Source organism: Paenibacillus xylanilyticus (genome assembly GCF_047246825.1).
GTDB classification, from domain to species: Bacteria; Bacillota; Bacilli; order Paenibacillales; family Paenibacillaceae; genus Paenibacillus; species Paenibacillus xylanilyticus_B.
On record NZ_JBFOLB010000001.1, the window covers coordinates 1550695 to 1569913 of the forward strand.

General features: G+C 49.5%; 16 protein-coding genes. 1 reads left to right on the forward strand and 15 read right to left on the reverse strand.

Annotated features, from left to right (window positions below; all coding sequences use genetic code 11):
* Positions 1-62: 62 nt before the first annotated feature.
* The 5 genes from AB3N00_RS06610 to AB3N00_RS06630 all read right to left on the reverse strand — a co-directional run bounded on the left by AB3N00_RS06610 (position 63) and on the right by AB3N00_RS06630 (position 4334).
* Positions 63-1340 (reverse strand): MFS transporter, encoded by a 1278-nt coding sequence (locus AB3N00_RS06610; RefSeq protein WP_413033872.1) that lies wholly within the window; start codon positions 1338-1340, stop codon positions 63-65.
* Between the two features lie 164 nt (positions 1341-1504).
* Complete coding sequence (locus AB3N00_RS06615) at positions 1505-2509, reverse strand: Gfo/Idh/MocA family protein (RefSeq protein ID WP_413033873.1); 1005 nt, start codon at positions 2507-2509, stop codon at positions 1505-1507.
* 2 nt (positions 2510-2511) lie between these two features.
* Positions 2512-2886 carry a helix-turn-helix transcriptional regulator gene (locus AB3N00_RS06620; RefSeq protein ID WP_175395963.1) on the reverse strand — a complete coding sequence of 125 codons (375 nt, stop codon included), beginning with the start codon at positions 2884-2886 and terminating at the stop codon, positions 2512-2514.
* Between the two features lie 36 nt (positions 2887-2922).
* Entirely contained in the window at positions 2923-3189 is a 267-nt protein-coding gene (locus AB3N00_RS06625) for a hypothetical protein (protein WP_413033874.1), read from the reverse strand.
* On the reverse strand, positions 3186-4334 hold the full coding sequence (locus tag AB3N00_RS06630) for an acyltransferase (protein WP_413033875.1): 1149 nt from the start codon (positions 4332-4334) through the stop codon (positions 3186-3188). Before AB3N00_RS06630 ends, AB3N00_RS06625 begins: the two co-directional genes overlap by 4 nt.
* Before the next feature lie 187 nt (positions 4335-4521).
* Here AB3N00_RS06630 and AB3N00_RS06635 point away from each other — a divergent pair, with 187 nt between their 5' ends.
* Entirely contained in the window at positions 4522-4800 is a 279-nt protein-coding gene (locus tag AB3N00_RS06635; protein WP_413033876.1) for a hypothetical protein, read from the forward strand.
* A 180-nt stretch (positions 4801-4980) separates the two neighbouring features.
* On the opposite strand, the gene AB3N00_RS06640 is transcribed toward AB3N00_RS06635, so the two are convergent.
* From AB3N00_RS06640 to essC, 10 genes are all read right to left on the reverse strand, one after another.
* Positions 4981-5583 (reverse strand): general stress protein, encoded by a 603-nt coding sequence (locus tag AB3N00_RS06640; RefSeq protein WP_413033877.1) that lies wholly within the window; start codon positions 5581-5583, stop codon positions 4981-4983.
* Positions 5584-5813: 230 nt separating this feature from the next.
* Positions 5814-8330, reverse strand: a complete 2517-nt coding sequence (gene hrpB, locus AB3N00_RS06645) for an ATP-dependent helicase HrpB (protein WP_413033878.1) — start codon at positions 8328-8330, stop codon at positions 5814-5816.
* A gap of 107 nt (positions 8331-8437) precedes the next feature.
* Positions 8438-9244 (reverse strand): SDR family oxidoreductase, encoded by an 807-nt coding sequence (locus tag AB3N00_RS06650; RefSeq protein ID WP_413033879.1) that lies wholly within the window; start codon positions 9242-9244, stop codon positions 8438-8440.
* 208 nt (positions 9245-9452) lie between these two features.
* On the reverse strand, positions 9453-10283 hold the full coding sequence (locus AB3N00_RS06655; RefSeq protein ID WP_413035211.1) for a hypothetical protein: 831 nt from the start codon (positions 10281-10283) through the stop codon (positions 9453-9455).
* Positions 10284-10303: 20 nt separating this feature from the next.
* Positions 10304-11056, reverse strand: a complete 753-nt coding sequence (locus tag AB3N00_RS06660) for a vWA domain-containing protein (RefSeq protein ID WP_175395969.1) — start codon at positions 11054-11056, stop codon at positions 10304-10306.
* Between the two features lie 33 nt (positions 11057-11089).
* The gene (locus AB3N00_RS06665; protein WP_413033880.1) at positions 11090-13177 is read right to left on the reverse strand and encodes a hypothetical protein; all 2088 of its coding nucleotides are present in this window, start codon (positions 13175-13177) and stop codon (positions 11090-11092) included.
* Positions 13178-13333: 156 nt separating this feature from the next.
* The gene (locus AB3N00_RS06670) at positions 13334-13609 is read right to left on the reverse strand and encodes a WXG100 family type VII secretion target (RefSeq protein WP_017689071.1); all 276 of its coding nucleotides are present in this window, start codon (positions 13607-13609) and stop codon (positions 13334-13336) included.
* A 197-nt stretch (positions 13610-13806) separates the two neighbouring features.
* A complete protein-coding gene (locus AB3N00_RS06675; RefSeq protein WP_413033881.1) occupies positions 13807-14355 on the reverse strand; it encodes a WXG100 family type VII secretion target in 549 nt (182 codons plus the stop codon).
* Positions 14356-14361: 6 nt separating this feature from the next.
* Positions 14362-15192 carry a hypothetical protein gene (locus tag AB3N00_RS06680; protein ID WP_413033882.1) on the reverse strand — a complete coding sequence of 277 codons (831 nt, stop codon included), beginning with the start codon at positions 15190-15192 and terminating at the stop codon, positions 14362-14364.
* A 16-nt stretch (positions 15193-15208) separates the two neighbouring features.
* Positions 15209-19213, reverse strand: coding sequence for a type VII secretion protein EssC (essC, locus tag AB3N00_RS06685; RefSeq protein ID WP_413033883.1), 4005 nt, complete (start codon positions 19211-19213; stop codon positions 15209-15211).
* Positions 19214-19219 lie beyond the last annotated feature (6 nt).

The window sequence follows — 19219 nt, forward strand, 5'->3', positions numbered from 1 at the left end:
ATATTATACCGTTCAGTCCCGCCCCCGGTCAAAACAGGTCTTAAAAGGATAAAAGGATTCGACTAGATACTGCGCCGAAATGTTTTGCTCAGAAGAAGGAATGTAGCAGACATTGCAAGCAATATGCCAAAGCCAATAAATAACACAGGCGTAGACACCCATTCTGCAGCCGCGCCTGCAACCAGACTTCCAAACGGTATAGCGCTAACACACAGCATGCTTTGCAGGGCGGAAACCCGGCCAAGCATGCCAGAAGGCGTAACCTCCATCATATAGGAGGCGAGTGGTGTAGTGGCAAGTGGTATGCCCAGCCCCATCATCAAACAAAAGATCGCTGCCAGTGGCAGCTGGTACGTTGACATGTACGCAGGAAGTGCGGTCATTGCATAACTAAGTCCCAGCAGGATAATTCCACTTATAATCAATACACTTTTAGGATAGCTGCTCCCTCTGTGAGTCATCCACAGTCCACTTATCACCATGCCACCCACCATTAACCCGCTTAGCAGACTTAATCCGCCTGCACCGGCATGCAGGATGTCGATCACGTATGGTGTTCGGAGAACGTTGAAGGGCATCAGACAGAAATTAACGAAGGCAAATAGAATCGAGGTAATAAGCAGCAAGGCATGTTTGCGTATAAAGCGAAAGGCTTCAATCATGTCTGAAAGCAAGCTTTGGGGAGCACCGAGGAAAGAATCCTTCTTCTGTGACACGGCCTCTGTCTTCGGTGATGAAGAATATACAACGCGACTCATGAGCACAGCACTCCATGCAAACAGGCCGGCATCAATGAGAATCGTCCATGTAATTCCAACAGTTGCAATGAGTGCACCTGCTACAGCAAGTCCTCCAAGTTCAGCCAACCGGGTTGCCGAAGACGACATGGCATTGCCGGAAAGAAGCATCGATTGAGGCAGCAGTCTCGGCACACTGGACATTTCGGCTGGTGAAGAGAAGCATTCAAGCAATGAATTCAGAATGGTAACAACGAACAAATGCCATACTTGCAGTTCTCCCATACCAAACAGCAGTGCCGTAACTCCAACGAGCAGCCCCCGGCCTGAATTCGTCAGCACGATGACCTTCTTGGGTGACATCCGATCCACGATCGCACCGGCAAAAAGACCCAAGAGAATATTCGGCAAAAAGTTGACCGCGAGCAACGTCCCCATTAACAGTTTCGAACCTGTCAACATATACACCATCCAGCTATACGCAATCGAATCAATGGAATCACCAAACCTGGCTACCATCTTCCCAAACATAAACTGCATATAAGGTTTGACTTGTATTAACTCACCAATTCCTTGCTTGTTTACTGCCGTGCCCTCGCTCATTAGGAGTCCGCCCTTCAACGTTAAAATATTTTTCATGTTAATATTATTTTAACGGAAGAACTCACGAAATCAATCCCTTCGTGAAAATTTTTTTAACGATTTGCCATATGGCTAAAAACAACAAAAGACTCCATCCATGGATGGAGTCGGATCTTAATGCATATTTAAATTAAGGATACCCGCTGACGAGTCCGTGCGGATTGCAAGCAGGCATCAATGACACGCATGTTTGCTATCGTATTTTCCGGAGTGAATGGTAGTGGTGTTCCTTCCAGCACCGCTGCTGCAAAGGTTTCCGCCTGCAAAACATAAGAATTGGATACCGATACACGTTCTTCCCGACTGACCGAATCTGTATGAATAATGATCTGTGGTGGAATGTCACTATTCTCCCAGCCAAACACTTTCGGCAATTCAATTCGTCCGTCGGTACCGAGGATTTCCATCTCGGCTCTTCCGGAAGCCCACATGCCGCAGTCAAATGTTAACGCCACAGAACCGGGAAATTCCACAAGGCCTGATGCCATCATATCTACCCCGTCATGTTCTTCGGAGAACAAGGCATGAACTGTAACTGCTTCGGGCTCTTGTCCCAGATACATACGCGCTGCTGAAATGGGATATACCCCAAGGTCGAACAACGAGCCGCCGCCCATGTCCCGTTTAAATCTGACATTGTCCTTATCATCCGCAGTGTTGCAAGTAAAATTGCCATGGATCGCGCGAACAGCACCAATCTCTCCACTCGCAATGATCTCCTGAACACGTCGATGCTTGGGATGATATCGATACATGATGGCTTCTGCGAAAAGAACCCCATACTCCTTGCATGCCTGAATCATTTCGGCAGACTCGTCCGCATTTAATGCGGCAGGCTTCTCACATAATACATGCTTTCCAGCCTGAGCAGCTTTGATCGTCCATTCCTTGTGCATGTGGTTCGGCAACGGAATATACACAGCTTCGATATCGGGATCAGCAATGAGCTCTTCATAACTGCCATAGCATCTGGCAATGTCCAACTCTTCAGCGAGAGCTTCGGCTTTTTCCTTGCTGCGACTGGCAATTGCGAGCACTTCTCCCCGTTCGGATTGCTGGATTGCTGGAATTACCGCATTTCTTGCAATTGTGGATGTACCAAGTACTCCCCACTGTAGCTGCCTATTCATGCTCATCTTCCTTTCGTCCCGTAATTGTCCTCTTCTGCCTTGTGCAGCATGCCGAGACATCGGTCAAGATCTGCCTTGACCTGCTTTTTGTACAATTCGGCTTTCTCCGCTCCATCATCCGTAAAGTGATATAAAACGATTTCCTGAAAGTCCACTTTGGGGTCGTTGCCCTTCAGTTTCTTCGTCCGATAAAAAACACCCTGCTGTACCAATTCATGCAAAGCCCGATATACCTCGCTCTGAGGCGGCACATAACCGTAAGCTTTGAACTCCTCCTTCATCGCTTCCAGCATTTCGTAACCATATCCTCTGTGCTGTTCAACCATTGTGATAAGATACAGCTTGATAAACGCCCGCTGGGCAATCATAAAAGCCACGTGTGTTCCCCCCATCCTCTACTGCTCTACTTCGTATTATAAAACTTGTGTTCGGTTTCTGCCATCATTCTCCGTTTTTCCTGAATAAACGGCAGGCGAGAACGATAGAGGAACGGCAAAGCAGAAATGATCGACAGAACGAATTGCGGGGTTTGTTATTGTGAATTTTTCATATTTTGATTTTTTAAAACAATAACCAAAGTGAAGGGTCACATCGGCAATTAAGATTTTAAAACGTAATGCCCTAGTGAACGAGTGTAAATGCGACCCTGTTTGGAATTTTTCATACGTTGTAACTTTCATTTCTTGAGGTTGCCTTTAGGTACAGAACCTACAATCCATTTTCCCCAGCTCATACGAGAGATGCACCATGTAAGTCCGCAGGATAAAGTCAAAGCAAGCAGCCAAGTCAGGATCATTCGTACTGTTGGATTGAATCCCCAGGCAACGTAGAATTGTTCATCCGGAATGTAACTGTAACGCAGCATGAGCATATGCATCAGGTAACCACCATAAGAAACACTGCCAATCCATCCTAGCCATCCCACTGCCATATGGTTGTGCAATTTGCCTGCTAACTGATACATGACCATAATGGACGCAATCAGAAAGATTGCCATATCCGGTCTGATCAGGCTAACGGTATAAAACGTGATCTGTATTCCTTCCGGCTTTTGAAATTCCAGCATTAATAAATATGTAAACCGAAGACCCAGGGTTATAAACACCATCCAGTATACCCAGCGCAATCGATGAATCCACAGATTCCATTTCCCGACCGATAATCCGGCAGCAGCCCCAAGCACAAAGTAAAAAAAGAAATACAGGAAATTGCGGTCTGCATAGGTTGTAAATGCATCTGTCAGTACCGGAATGTTCATTCGCTCCATAAACCGCGATATATTTCCCAGTTGATCCGCTAACACGAGATATACTGCTCCAGCAATCAGGACAGCCACCAGGCGTCCTCGGGATTGATAACGGTTGTATACATATCGTATGGCCCTTAAAAACAACGGGAACAGCAAGTAAAATTGAATCAGCATAATGATGTACCAAAAATGAGATGTCGTTTTGCCGGTAATTAACTTCAAACCCAGCTCGGGAAGATCCTGCCAGCCAAAACCGCCCCACCCTTGGGGAGTCAGTATAAAATAAACAAGCGACCACACTACATACGGCGCGATAACATCCGTTAATCGTTTCTGCATAAACCGGCCGTAATTCAGCTGCTCTCCCGTGTTATAGAACAGAACCATGCCCGTTATGAAAATAAACAAGGGGACCGCAAATTTGGAAACCATCAACAAAATAGCGAGTAATACTCCATCTTCCAGGCCCGCCTCCGGAACCAAAGAAAAATGGGCGATGGAATGCTGGAGGACAACTGCCGCAAATGCAATTCCTCTCAGAGATTCAATTTCAACAATTCGTTCTTTCCGTGGCATAACGTCCAGCCGCCTTTCTTGGTTTTCCCGTGAAAAATAAGTACAATTAAAAATAGGATATTAGAAGAACGGAGGGATTAAAATCGCTGCTTCAGATCTAGAAACCACCACGATTGACTCCAAATATGTACAACAGCATCTGGCGAATGAACGAACGTTTCTGGCCTGGGTACGCACGGGTATAGCCTTGGTCGGTGTCGGATTCCTTGCTGCCGGATTGGGCTTCAATTCTTCTTCTTATGATCAGATTGCACACATTGCCGCGATTATAACGGGTGTTACCTCTCTGGTCAGCGGCATTACCATTATCCTGTGTTCTGCGTCTTCGTACCACCGCAAACGCAGGCAAATTAATCAGCAAACGTTTCAAGCATCCACCCGATTGATTCGATTTCTGACTCTCATGCTGTTGGTCATTGGCCTGGCGCTTGCTGTTCTGTTGTATGTATTATTATTCCCCGCCTAATTATTTCACACTTGACGATCATGTAATCCCAAGAAGGCATTACAGGGGCAAAAGCCGGCTTCCCTAGGGAAACCGGCTGGTGACCGCCTGACGGCTCGTACATTAACCCAAGCCACTGAAACCATTTTTCTTGCTGCCAGTTAGGCATGACTTAAGAGTAAAATATACTGATAATCAGGTTTACAAGAATGTATTGTTGCCCATCCGTGCCGCTTTGTTCTGCGTTTCCAGTCTTCGTTCTTCCAGATCGAGATCCTGACGCTCTGCAGGCACATCCGTACCATGGGCAGTATATCTGTCCCGATTCAGATAGCTGGTATTGCTAAACACATCGTATACCTCCGAATCCCGATCTGTGGAATCAACCAGAAGGAGGATTTTGCCGTTTTGTACATATTCCTCATATTGTCTGGCGTCCTCTTCCGGAATACCCAAACCTACAAGTCCACCAACAAGTCCGCCAGCACCTGCACCTACTGCGGCTCCTGTAAATGCTGCTGCAATTGGACCGGCAGCCAAAATGGGACCGATCCCTGGAATCGCCAATGCTCCGATACCTGCCAGCAACCCGGCTACACCGCCAAGTACTCCGCCTGTGGCTGCACCTGCTGCCACACCTTCTGGTGCCTTGGTTCCTGTTTCTTCACGAATAGCCTTCAGTTCATCCCGATCCTGCGTAACTACCGAAATTTCGTCTGAAGTGAATCCTTGCGCCTTCAAGCCCTCTATGGCCTGCGATGCCTCACGTTCTGTATCAAAAACTCCTACGATTTTCTTCTGCATAGTGAATCCCTCCTCAGTGATTTGGGTGGTTCGCTTCGCTATGTTATTACCCGCACCATTTTCTTTCAAACGTTTCCATCGCAATATAAAGGATATAATTTCTACATTTTCAGCTTCATTTCATGAATGTGGCATCATTTCATAGAGCTATTATCCTCGTATGGAACGTCTAGTGAAATGCAAGAATATAAGACCTTTATAACATGCAACCCGGGGAAATTCGTTGACTTCTAAGCGCGCGGCTTCGTCCGATTGGTTGCTATTGCCTCCAACGGGTTGTCCGGCCAGTAATGCTTCGGATACCGGCCCTTCAGATCCTTTTTCACCTCGAAATAGGTCTCCCGCCAGAAGTTCGCCAAATCCCGGGTTACCTGGACAGGCCGCTGTGCAGGCGATAACAGATGCAGCGTAAGCGGTACACGGCCTCCACCGATTCGCGGCGTCTCCTGCTGCCCAAACATCTCCTGCAGACGTACCGCCAGGGTGGGGTCTTCAGGACGACTATAATCCACGGGGATGCGTGATCCACTGGGCACCTGAATATGGGTTGGAGCTTCCCGGTCCAATTGCTGCCGCTGTTCCCAGCTCAAACCTCCCAACAGTACATCCTGCATGGATAATTTTTTGAGATCGGCAGCAGAACGCATTCCCGACAAAAAGGGTCTAAGCAGCTCTTCAAGCTCTTCGGACACATGATCTGCTGCAAGATCTGGCCAGTCCGGCAAGTGGCGGTTCAGAAAACGCAGCCTGTCAGCAAGCTGCCTCGATGATTTGGTCCATGGCAGACAGTCCTGTCCTTCTGTACGGATCCCTGTAATCAGTGCTTCCAGTACCTGATCTTCCGGCGGCTGAGAGATACTGCTCTCCTTCACCAGGATGGCTCCAATCCTTAGCCTCCGGTGGGCACGGACGCTTCTTGTGCTGCGATCCCATGCAATCTGTACCTCTTCCTGCAGCAGATGTGCACCGTAATCCAGCAGAAGCTGCTCCTGCACCGGCGCAGCCAGCAGGATGCGTGCATCCACGCCCTGGTCGTCCGCCTCGGCAGCGACCAGGTAGGTTGAACGGCTCAGCGATTCAGTCGCTGCGAGCCGTACTCCGCGGCCGCTGCTCAGCAGGTAGCGGCCGTCCTCCCGGCGCTGCCCGATCCGGTCCGGATAGGCGAAGGACAGCAGCAATCCGCAGCTGTCCTCGTCCGGTCGTACCGGATCGGCCGCCGGGCCGAGCGCCGCGCGCAGCTGGCGGCTCTCCTGGCACATGCGCCGCACGGCAGCGACGTCTGCGACAGCCGCTGCCGCTTGCGGCATATCGCTGCTGTCCGCAGTCAGCAGCGCTTCCACGCGCGGGCGCAGATCCGTGCCCGCGCCTGCACTGCCACTGCTGCGGAGGCCGGCAGGCTCCTGCAGCAGTGCCGCCAGCATGCTGGCGTAGCTGGCCAGCCCAAGCTCCGCTGCGCGGAGCAGCATGCTGGCCAGTCGCGGATGCACGCCAAGCGCATTCATCCGCCGCCCTAAGGGCGTGATGCGGCCTGTGTCATCCAGGCCGCCCAGCTGGCGCAGCATCGCCTGTGCCTGGCCGTAGGCTGCGGCAGGCGGGGTGTCCAGCCACTGCAGCTCTGCAGGGGACTGGACACCCCAGGCGGCAAGCTCCAGCGCCAGCGGCGCGAGGTCCGCAGAAGCAATCTCGGGCCTCGCTGCCTCCGGCAGGCCACCGTGGACTTCTTCACTCCACAGCCTGTAACACACCCCCGGAGCAATTCGCCCTGCACGGCCCCGCCGCTGGTCGGCTGACGCCTTGGACACCGGCAGGGTAACAAGCCGGCTCATGCCGGTGCGCGGCGAGAACACCGAAGCACGGCTCAGCCCGGCATCTACAACGACTCTGACTCCCGGCAGCGTAAGGCTTGATTCTGCAATGGATGTGGACAATACCACCTTGCGGCTCCCCCCCGAAGCCGGGCGCACAGCCTCATCCTGCTGTTCAACCGGCATACTGCCGTACAGGGTATGCACCTGCACATGAGATGGAAGGTTAAGCTTCGAGAGCTCCCTTTCTGTCCGATGAATCTCTCTGGCTCCTGGAAGAAAGACCAGTACATCACCTTCCTGCTCAGCCATCGCTTTAACAACCGCATGAGCCGTGAACTCCTCGAGGACTGCAGAAGCAGGTTTATGTACATACCGGGTTTCCACCGGAAACGTGCGTCCCGGACAACGAACCCAGCGAGTCTCTTCACCAAGCAATGCACAGATCGGCTCGGGGTCCAACGTTGCCGACATGATCAGCAGTTTCAGATCCGGACGTAGCATTGCCCGTGATTCCAGGGCAAGCGCCAGTCCCAGGTCGCCGTGCAGATGCCGTTCATGAAATTCATCAAATATAATCATCGCCGTATCTTCAAGCCCCTGATCCTGCTGAAGCATGCGTGTCAATACACCTTCTGTCACAACCTCAATTCGCGTTGCCTGACTTACACGGGTATCCATGCGAACCCGATATCCTACTGTCTGTCCAGCTTTTTCACCCAGAGCTGCGGCCATACGCGCAGCCGCTGAGCGCGCAGCAAGTCTGCGAGGCTCCAGCATGACAATCTTTCGTCCGTTTAGCCATGGTTCCTCCAGCAGGGATAGAGGAACTACAGTGGTTTTACCAGCCCCCGGCTCTGCAATAAGTACACAAGTATCCTCTTCCCGGAAAAGCTGTCTCAGCTCAGGTATAATCTGTTGTATCGGTAACTCCATATTCATATTATCGCTCCTAATTCCTAAGACACCATGCAAAATATCGAAAGTGAATGTTAGCATTATAACAAAAAAAGCCGTTCCAAAGGAACGACCACGCAAGATAAAGTATATTAACGTAACAGTGACTCTGCACCGTCAATGACAATCTCTGCTCCCGTAATGTGTTTGGATTCAGACGATGCCAGAAAAGCGACGAGGTTGGCGACTTGCTCGGGCTGTCCAGGACCATCTGCGAGCGGCTGCTCTCCTTCCGGAAACTCCATTGGAATGACAATTTGGTGCAGCTCATCCGTTTTGACTGTGCTCTGATCAATATTGGTTGCAATCGCGCCTGGGCATATGACATTGACCCGAATTTTAAATCTGGCCAGTTCCAGCGCAGCCATCTTCGAGAATGCAACTTGTCCTGCCTTCGAAGTACTGTAAGCAGACATTCCAAAGCTGGTAAAACGTTGATTACCATTAATTGAACTTGTAATGATGATGCTTCCCCCACCACGTTTTTTCAGATGAGGCAGTGCGTATTTGATCGTAAAAAATGTACCATCCAGATTGGTCGTAATAATCCGCTGCCAATCCTCCACCTGGATTTCCTCAATCGGAGCCGATACACCGTTAATTCCAGCATTGGCAAATACAATGTCCAAACTGCCGAATAACTCAACCGTTTCCAGCACTGCTTTCTCCACACGTGCCGGATCGGAAATATCCACATCGAATGCACGCGCTGCTCCTGGATGTACTGCATTGATCTCAGCTTCCGTCTGTGAGATCCGATCGTTTACCAGATCAAACAGCGCAACATGAGCGCCTTCGTTTGCCAATTTGACAGCTGCTGCCTTGCCAATACCTGAACCTGCTCCGGTAATGATGGCCACTTTGTTTGCAAACCGAGACTTGTCGTTATGTTGTGTCATGCTCCATTCCACTCCTTTTTCAGCAATTATGTAAGAATATACATCCAAGACTTGTGGTTCAGCATGATGAACATGCTAACTAAGTAGATTCTTCACAAGATTACCCAAAAAGAGTGCCTTTTAAATCAACAACGACAAGTTTTTTCTCCGTTGCTCCTCATCCTGTATAGAACCTGTAACAGAGGTATGACCTCTCTGCGTTGACAGTTTACCATTCCAGCTCAATGAAAGCGGCATCATCTTCAAGCCCTCCGGTATGTGTCGCATCCAGCAGGACCTGAATGTGTTCATCCGGAATGTAAGCCTGTATGGCATCCAGATCATTCAGCCCATCCGTATACAGCTGCAGACGAATTCGTTCATTGGATAGCTTCGCCTCATAAATATGAGGTTTGCCGCCAACAGGTCCTTCCCGTGTTGACCAGCGTTCATTCGTGCGGCAGTATATCTGAAATGCTCCGGATTGTTCTACACCATTGCGCCAGAGACGAATACGGGAATCTCCTTGCCAAGCCATCCACATCCGGCTTTTTCCTGAACCACGGGACAGCTCAATCCGCCCACACACATACATCGCCTGACTTCCTCTGCTTCGTTTCTCCATTAACACTTCACGCAAAAGCAGGGGGGAACTCTCCAATGGCTGAATTTTCTCCAGCTGCTCAGATGCCGGTGTGGTCAGTTCATGAAGAAACTGCTCCACGGCCTCTGCTGTTGGATTAGGGGTCATTCCAAGCCATTCAAGGAGCGCATTGCCCAGAAAACGCGCGGCAAAATCACCAAGGTAGCTCATACCCACACCATCACACATGACGAAAGTACACACATTTCCGTCCATGCGAACTGCGGCAAAATCCTGTCCTGAATCCCCTTGATTAACCGACTCTGCAGCTCTTCCATATCCATAGCGACACTGAAAAGCCCCCTGATAACGAGTAAGCGGCTGTTCCCCGGTCTGTGCACTAACATACCGGAAAATTCCGCGATGCTGCTTCCCTTGGCTTCCTTTCTCACCAGCAGGCAATGTTGCCAAACGCATCGTTCTCAAATGATCCCCTCCTATCTCACAGGCGTAGCAGCAGACATCTGAAACCCAATGGATACCAGTTCTGCACAAGTACCAGGCAGCATCATCAGCGCACCTGGTGCAAGCAAATAGTCCGCTTCGACAAGCATTTCACGGTAACTTTCTGGCAGAACTGAAGACATATTGCGCAGCTTCTCCCCATGTTCGTCCTGAAGGACGGTTTCCGGGGAAATCCCCTTCCATCTTCTCGGTTCAGGGATGGGCCCTTCCAAAAGATGATCGGATATAAAGATATTTTCAACAAGTACATTGCCATCCGGCACACTCATGCCCATGATCCGTTTGGCAATCGGTTCCGGGTCTTCACCCGTAGCTACACCATCTGTCATATGACAAACCAGCGGTGCAGGGCAATCCTGCATGTTTGGTATTTCGGCCTGTAAAATCTTTTCAGCCTGCAGAAAAGCTTTGGCCGAATCCGAGAAACGTTTAGGCGTCAGGTCTGGTAGAGACCCGACCGCCGCAATTTCATCAATCCCTTTAATTCCGTTCAACAAGTCATACACGTCATCACTATACGCCAGAATGGCGATCCGGTAGCGGGGCGTCAATCGGTTTCCTTTCGTCGAACGAAATACCATCTGGCGAATCGCCAGAGCAAGGGCATCATAGACGACATCAATCCGTCTGCGGTTTTCCAAAACCATATTCATGGAGGCGCTGATATCAATTAGATAGATTATCAGTGCGGGTGTGCGCTGGGACGCTTGTATTGTATAGTTCATCTGGACCTGAGTCACCTCCGTCATTCACGTTAATTACAAGTTGGGCAGATTATAGCTCGTATTGCTCAAAAATTTGTTGATTGCGCTCATTCGTGCCGCTACCTTGCCTACACCTTTGAAATATGCGGCATCGCTGTTATACAAATTTTTGAAATCACGGGCATAGGACACCGCGTCTTCAATCTGTTTACCTTTTTGCGCATTATACGCCTTATTATAATGAGCAATCAGGGTGACCACATTCTGAGCACGCTTTTTCTTGAGTGCAGCCTTACGTGCTGCTTCCTCGGCTGCTCTCTGTGCTTCCTGTTTACGCTGTGCTTCAGCCGCTGCCTTTCGCTCGGCTTCCTGCTTCGCTACTTGGGCATCATGCTCTTTTTTCCAGACCAGATAGGCTTCATACTTCGCCTGCTTGTCATACTTTTCCTGCAATGCCTTCTTGGCTGCTTCTTGCTTCTGCTGTTCCTTCTTCGCCAGATAAGCCTCGTATTTTGCCTGTTTATCGTATTTCGCCTGAAGTGCTTTGCGCTCCTCTTCCTTCTTCTGAGCTTCAGCCAGTTTTTGCTTCTCTTCCGCTTTAAGCTTCGCCGCTTCTTCTTCCTGTTTTTTCTTATCTTCTTCCTGTTGCTTCAGCGCAGCTGCCTTTGCTGCCTCTGCTTCTTCAGCGGCCTTGATCTCTGCCAGTCTCGCTGCTTCTTGTTCTTCCTGCTGCTTAACTTCAGCCTGGTCGGCCAAAATTTTAACCGTTGGCACAGTACCTGCCAACAGCACCACAAGGACAGCGGAAGAGATCATGAACTTTTTGGATCTGTAAAAAGGAATTCGGACAGGCTGAGACGTATCTTCCTTGGGATTCAGTTTGGCGTCCAGCCCCTTGATTGCAGCTTCAACCTCCATCTGCATCGCACTGTTGTTTGGAATGAAGTGATACAGAGAACGGTATACTTCCAGTGCAGCTGCAGGCTTTTCTTCCTCCTCAAGTGCTCTGGCCTGCAGAAATAGCCTGTTTACAACTGCTTCCTGTCCAGGGGGTACTTCTCTCACAGACGGAATTTGCCCATTAGCTGCCTTTTCATCTGTCATGCCGATATCGGATACATTTGCCTCTGTCTGGCCTGTATCTGCAACAACCGCTGCGGCTGCTTCTTGGTCCTCCGCTTCTTTCACAGCAACCGCATCTGCCTGACCAGCATCTGCTGAAGCCAGTGCCACAAACCATTCCCCGAAGGTAGGGCAACTGCTCAAATCATGGCTCTCCCAGGCTCGGATGAACAGATCGGATATTTTGGAACCCCAACGCTTTTGAAGTGAATCACGCATAGCAAAATAACGTTCACTCACCGTTTGCATTTCATGCTGGTCAAAATAACTCTCTCCCCATGCCTTATCCACAATGACAGGGTCGGACCAGCTTAACATCTCAGCAATAATAACCGCTCCAGCAAACCGATCAGCATATGAACTCCACAAACCGCTGTGTACTGCCCGGTGGGCTGCATAACCGGGTGAACCAGCAAGCAGAGCATCTGGACGATCCATTTTGGAACCGTACATCTGCTCTACATCGACGAGTTCAACTGCGGATAAGCCTCCCAGGTTTTCCACTTCGGAAAAAAACGGAATCATCACATTGGGTGCGGACAAATCGCAATGAGCAAGTCCTCGCTGCTCCATGGCCGAACCAGTCCCTGCTAGTGCTCTCGCCAACTTCAGACTTTCTTCCGCTGTCAGCTTTTTCTGATCGCTGATTACATCAAACCAGGTCAGACCGTGCACCCACGGCATCAAAACCGCGTACAACAAATCGGGATGTTCTCCAATGAGCGCTCCGTTTCTTTCCGGAGTGAGCACATCACGCTTGCATACCTGCAAACCTGGCAGTTCACTATAAGGTTCCATATGCTCAGACTGATAGACCATAGCCGGGATACGGAATTTTGGAAAAAATACTTTTAGTGCTTTGGCCCCACTTATTGAACCATTACGGGGTATTAATTGATAGACGATCCCTTGCCTTCCGGCTTGGGCATATGCCAGACCAGGTGCAGCCGGATGCTGCCCTATGGTATAGGCAATGTCATTGATTACTACTTCATCCCCGGGATTCGGTTGAAAAGACATTCTCATCCCTCTCTCTGTCATTCTGTCATAGTGCAGCAAAAACCGGGAGTCGTAAAACGCCCGGTTTTTGCTGTAGTTATACCTCTTCAGCTTGCTGCCTGCGTATGATTCAGAGCCCAGTCAGAGATGACTTCGGCCTGATCTATGTAAAGCAGTTTAGCGAGCTTGGTCAGCTGTACGGAATTTGTTGGCAATAGCCGTCAGTTCCGCGCTGATGCTGTTCAGCGTTTGAACGAAAGATTGCATTTGTTTGCTTGCTTCCTGGAATTCCTGGAAGAAGCGTTGTTTCGTCATACCTTCCCATTGTCCTTCCATGCTTGTGATGGATTGAGTCAATGTAGATACGATTTGCTGACTTTGCTCACCGCTTTGTTTAAATTGGTTAGAAACCTGATCAAGTTGTTCTGGGGTAACTAAAATGCGTCCTGCCATGTGTAATTTCCTCCTTGGTTTGTGCAATTAAATGTTTGCTTGTTCAAATTGTACTATACCAGGATCGATCGAACAAAAGCCGAAGGACCTAATCCTATTTACCCCATTTTTTAGGATTGAAACTTCCCCTAACAGACTATTTACATAAAAAATTCACTTTCTGCTGTCCTTCTTTTAGACCTCTGCAACCTGCCTAATCAGGAAACCACAGGTTCGGTTCCTCTTCTCCCGCGAAAGGCAGGATCTGTGAATCTCCACGCTACAGGTTCAGGCTGCATCGCCTGAATCAGGGTAGCGGGGGATCCGTCGGGCGGCGCAGCATCCTGCACCCGGTATACTGCCGCCACCGCGGAAAGGGGATCGGATACTACAGCAGCAGCTGCGGAATGCGCAGGCAAGATTTTCCCTGCACCATTGTTTTCAAGAACGTTAAGCATGTTGACCGCATTGCCATAGGCTGTGTTCACATGACTCAGCACTGTACGATACTCCATATCTGCCTGCTGGAATAACAAGGCCTTGCGTCCCAGTTGCACGCTTAAGTCCATAAAACGACGCACCGCATCTTCGCCGAGTCGCTTGCTGTGACTCCATTCACTCATCACCGCAGCGCGGGATTCAATATCCCACTCCAGCGAATGAATCGCCTGTTCCAACACTGTCATCTTTTGCTGTATTTGCTCCGCCGCATACTGAATCTGCCTGCTCAGTGCCCGAAGCACATCCGGTTCCACACGAATGCGCATTTACCATCACCTTTCCTCTTCCCCTGCAGGCTGTTTAAGCCAGTCCAGCAGCATCTCGTGAAACTGTTCTCTCGTCGTCAGTGCCGCAACAAGCCAATCATCTGAAGCGGCTGTGCTCATGCGGAACAACCAGTTGGATACAGAACTTGCTGCAAAAGCTGCAGATTGTGACTTCCAACCTTCTCCGTTCCATACAAGCAATCGCAGTTCCCCGTCTGATTCTTTGTTAATCAGACAACGTGCAAGCGCAAGCGACCCTTCCGGATCGTTCGTCTCCTGCGCCAGCTCATCAGCCACTGCGGATTCTTCCTTGTCGCTAAGCTCATTCATAACATCATAAAATTTTTTCTTGGAGCACATCAGTGCCGGCTTCTCCGCAGGAGAATGGCCGCTCCACTTCATACGTTGAATCAGGAAGTCAATTGCCTCACGAACGTTCCCGAGATCGGATAACCGGTAGGAGTCCGGTTCATCAGCAACACGGGATACTTCAACGACCCGCTCGTCTGTGCAATGTATATAACTTTCATACGAAGTACCGCTGCACGTGTAGCGGATCCAGCAAGCCCTGTCAGATAATCCTGCAATGGCTACCCTGGAGAAAACGGTCGGTGTCATGATCAGCTCATTGCTGTCCTGATCCTGAATCAAATATCCCTTGTCGAGCAGAGAAGTTTTGACGCGCTCCCACTCCACAGCAATGTCTTCTGCCATGTAACCGCGGAATGGGTCTTCAACGCCAAGCAATCGGTCTGAACCGAGAATACCGGCCAGGAAAAAAAGTTCTTTTATTTGCAAAGTGACTACCTTTTGCTTGGAATCATGAACCGTCAACATTATGAGCCACCTCCCCTCAAACTACAACATGCCATCGGTCACGAATTTCAGAAATCCAATTAGTCATTTTCCAGCTGTCATCACATGGAACTGCACCTTTAACCCTGGAATATTTACGTTTTACATAATAACCTTGACCTGGTGGCAGTACCTTCAGCCCAGCTGAACTGCCTCCGGATTCAGTATAAGGTATACGGAAGAACGAGAGATCATTAGGGTCTAAAGTCCCGAATAACAATCCGCTCTGGGAAGCCTTGACATCACTTACCCAGTCAGAGCCGAAGGTTGGGAAATCGGCAGGAACGCCCGATAGAATCACATGCACTCCCCGGTCCCGACCTTGACGGACAATCGCTCCCAATTGGTCTTTCACATTAAAATCATTCAACTGTTTGGACAGGGTATCCGCATCATCGATGACAAGCACGATTTCCGGTCCACCCTTCAACTCGCCTCTTTTTAGAACTTCATCGTACAACTGTTGGATGACAGGTGCAAGCTGTTCTTCACGAGACACATGTCCACGGACATGGGGCAAACTGCTGATTTCCCCCAGTCCTCCAGTACCATATCTCATATCTACTGTATATATTTGCACGTCTTCCGGAGAAGCATGATAGGCCAGTGATAACATCCATGTCAGCAAAAATGTCGTTTTACCGCCTTCCATGGGGCTTGTGACCATAAAATGAGGACCTTCACGTAGGTTGAGCAGGAAAGGCTCCAAATCATCTGTCAGCAAGCCGACAGGTACATTTACGGTAGAAATTTCTCCTGCTTGATTAAACGAACCTGAACTTATGAGTAAATCCTTGAGCTTCACTTCCTCAGGAAGCGGAGCTATTTGCGGAGCCTCTTCTCCTGTCCAGCTATTCCGAATCTCTGCGATCATTCCGCGGAGAGCAGACGAACGTTTCCCTTCATCCTCACCGGACGATGGCAAAGCCGCTTGGAACATTAATGGTGGTACCTGTCCTTTCACCAGACCTCTACCTGGTGGAAGCTGGCTTGGTGCCTTGGAAGGCCGGCCCACTGCGTAATAATAATCACTTGGATCGGATAATTCAAACGATACTGCGTTTGGTATGTTGCTTCTGAATTTCTCGAACACATCAGTTACCCGATTGGCAGTAAGGATGAAGGTAATTCCGAGACTTCCGCCTTCACGCAGAATCGTTTCAAGCAGTTCATTCTCTTCCGGATAAGCATTACGGAATGATAAATATCCATCAATTACAACCACAATTTGAGGTACGGCCGCATGTGCTGTACGACGATAAGCCGAAATCGTTTTAACCCCGGCTTCCGAAATCATATCCTTACGCTGTGCTGAGAGTTTCAGAATATAACGGAATAACCGCTTGATCCGGTCTTCCTCTTCGGCCATCAGCACACCGCCGATCTGCGGCAGACCTGCAAAGTCCTTCATCATTCGACCCATATCAATAATATATCCATGCCATGGATCTGTACGACGGGAACGTGCGAGCGACATCAGCAAGGTCTGAACAAAGGTCGTTTTGCCCAAACCTGGCATGCCGTACACAATCAAATGCCCCTGATCTACCGGAAGCGCAAGGGGCATCTGACGCTGGTTGGGCAGATCATCAAGCAGACCGACTACCGGCTTCAAGCCACTAGCTCCGCCGTCAAGCAGCAGCTCCCTGTGCTCTTCTTCCTGCCAATCCGCAAGACTTTCCCATTCCAGTGTCTCCGGAAGAGGCGGCAGCCAAGGACCCGGCAACCGCTTGATTCCTGCGTCAGCTGCAGACTGTGCCACATAGTCGATAAAGACCTGAAGCTGCTTGGGGACATCTTCCCCTTTGAGTACAGCTCTGCGTTCGCCCGTCAAAAGTGGTTCTCTCTTGCCGTTAAGACGCACTTCCATGACAGGCAGTACAGTGGTCGTATCCTCCTGCTGGTTGTAAGGCGCCCCACTCCAGGCAAACTGCATTTCCTCGAATACTTCATCACTGCCGACCTGAAAATATCCACGACCCGGCTTGGTGATCCAAGCCGCATTAGGGATTTTGATCATGTCGCGGCTATCCCCTTCGCTCTGTACACGAAGACAGATGCGGAAGCGGGAGTTACTCCATATCTTATCGTCCACTACACCTGCCGGCTTCTGAGTTGCCAGGATAAGATGGACACCCAGTGTCCGGCCAATAGCTGCGATACTAATTAATTCATCCATGAACTCCGGTTGGTCCCGTTTCAATTGAGCAAACTCATCGATGATAATGACCAAATGCGGCAGTGGCTGTTCATGTCTGGAACGTAAAATTTTGTAATATTCATCTATGTGCTGGAGGTTCCCGGCATCATTCAATATTTTTTGCCTTCTAACCAGTTCGGCACGAAGTGAGATGTTGGCACGTTCAATCAGGTTGCCATCCAGGTTAGTAATCGTACCCACCACGTGAGGCAAGCCTACGAACGTATTGGACATTCCGCCGCCCTTATAGTCAATCAACATAAAGGCCAGGTCATGGGGATGAAACTCCGCAGCCAGCGAAGCCACGATTGACTGAATGACCTCACTTTTACCTGAACCCGTCGTACCTGCAATCAATCCGTGCGGGCCGTGACCCTGACGTTCAATTTTATCATGTAAGTTGATGGCTATTTTCTTGCCACCTGCGCGCACGCCCATGGGTACAGGCAACGTATCTGGATATCTTGTCTGGCCCCAGCGGGTGATTACATCGAGATCTTCAACACGAGAGGTGCCAAGCATATCAAATAACGGAAGGATCTGCGGAATGTCCGAAGCGGAAGATCGCTTCAGCCGAATGGGAGACATGTAACGTGAGAGTGCCTCAGCGGTCTCTTTTGATATCACGTCCGGTGTGTAAGTCTGCTGTACAACGTCAGCATCTTCCGTTTTTTTGATGTACACGCCCTTGCCTTTGGATGCTTCCATGATCAATTGACAATGCATCGGAAGGGATTCCTTGCGGTTCGCCAAAATAATGGTGCACACATCAATCTCCTGTGCAGATTCGAGCAATAATGGAAGAAGAGGCTCTTCTTCAATAAGCTGCGTGTCCGAGAGAACAACCACATAACATGGAGTCTGCACACTTTTTTTGTATCGATCTTCTTTGTTGTTCCGACGACGGTTTAACACGGAAAACAAGCTGTCCGCCAATTGATGCGCACCGCTGTGCCTGTCGGCCATATAGCGTTGTCCCTGATCTTCATCCCAGATATGGGGTAACCAGCGCAGCCAGTCCCATTCCTTTGCTTCTTTTTCTTCATAAAAGGCAGCAATCTTCAATTCATCCGGCGAATGCCGAACAGTCAGCTGTGAAATGATGACGCGCAGGGAAGCAAGGACTTCCTCCCGATTTCCTACCAATCCCATGACTTTCGACTGGAATAGTGGCAGCGTTATGGATGCATCGGATACCGTCTCAAATTCTGCGGCAAGTTCATGGGCCGCTTCAATTAATTCATCTTTTTCATAGCCGTCCACGCGCGGAACCTGAAGTTTGATCCGGAAAGGGATTTCTCCCGTACCAATCCGTACCTGCAAGAAATCATCATCTTCCGGGGAACGTTCCCACAGGGAGCTGTTTCGATTCTTCACCACTTGCAGACAAACATTGGGATCGCCATGAATCTCGTACAGGCTCTTGACCTGCTCTGCCTGGGCTTCCTTGAGCTCTTCACGATGCTTATCCAGTTGGGCACGATACATGGTTTTCCGTTCTTCAATCTTTTTGCGATACGTTTTTTTGTTACTCAGATACACAAAGAACGGAATGGTGTATGACGTAAGCATCATCATGACAGTCATCATCTGAAACATCATATAACTGCTGTTGCCCATTTTGCCCGTCATGTTGATATATACGTAGAATCCGATGCTGACCATCGTCATCATGATCGGTATAATAATAGAAATCATTGAAAACGTAGGTTTGCTCGGTTCTGTTGGAGGTCTGAGAATTTCCAGCCTTTCTTCCTTAAGAACCGGTGTCATTCTTGGAGAACGTTGATATAACACATTCACGAAGAG

Coding starts and splice junctions, on each gene's coding strand:
- AB3N00_RS06675 (WP_413033881.1), bottom strand. CDS start 14,355: ATGCGCATTCGTGTGGAACCGGATGTGCTTCGGGCACTGAGCAGGCAG.
- hrpB (WP_413033878.1), bottom strand. CDS start 8,330: ATGAATATGGAGTTACCGATACAACAGATTATACCTGAGCTGAGACAG.
- AB3N00_RS06660 (WP_175395969.1), bottom strand. CDS start 11,056: ATGAACTATACAATACAAGCGTCCCAGCGCACACCCGCACTGATAATC.
- AB3N00_RS06610 (WP_413033872.1), bottom strand. CDS start 1,340: ATGAGCGAGGGCACGGCAGTAAACAAGCAAGGAATTGGTGAGTTAATA.
- AB3N00_RS06655 (WP_413035211.1), bottom strand. CDS start 10,283: ATGCGTTTGGCAACATTGCCTGCTGGTGAGAAAGGAAGCCAAGGGAAG.
- AB3N00_RS06670 (WP_017689071.1), bottom strand. CDS start 13,609: ATGGCAGGACGCATTTTAGTTACCCCAGAACAACTTGATCAGGTTTCT.
- AB3N00_RS06665 (WP_413033880.1), bottom strand. CDS start 13,177: ATGTCTTTTCAACCGAATCCCGGGGATGAAGTAGTAATCAATGACATT.
- AB3N00_RS06630 (WP_413033875.1), bottom strand. CDS start 4,334: ATGCCACGGAAAGAACGAATTGTTGAAATTGAATCTCTGAGAGGAATT.
- AB3N00_RS06640 (WP_413033877.1), bottom strand. CDS start 5,583: ATGCAGAAGAAAATCGTAGGAGTTTTTGATACAGAACGTGAGGCATCG.
- AB3N00_RS06625 (WP_413033874.1), bottom strand. CDS start 3,189: ATGAAAGTTACAACGTATGAAAAATTCCAAACAGGGTCGCATTTACAC.
- AB3N00_RS06650 (WP_413033879.1), bottom strand. CDS start 9,244: ATGACACAACATAACGACAAGTCTCGGTTTGCAAACAAAGTGGCCATC.
- AB3N00_RS06615 (WP_413033873.1), bottom strand. CDS start 2,509: ATGAATAGGCAGCTACAGTGGGGAGTACTTGGTACATCCACAATTGCA.
- AB3N00_RS06680 (WP_413033882.1), bottom strand. CDS start 15,192: ATGTTGACGGTTCATGATTCCAAGCAAAAGGTAGTCACTTTGCAAATA.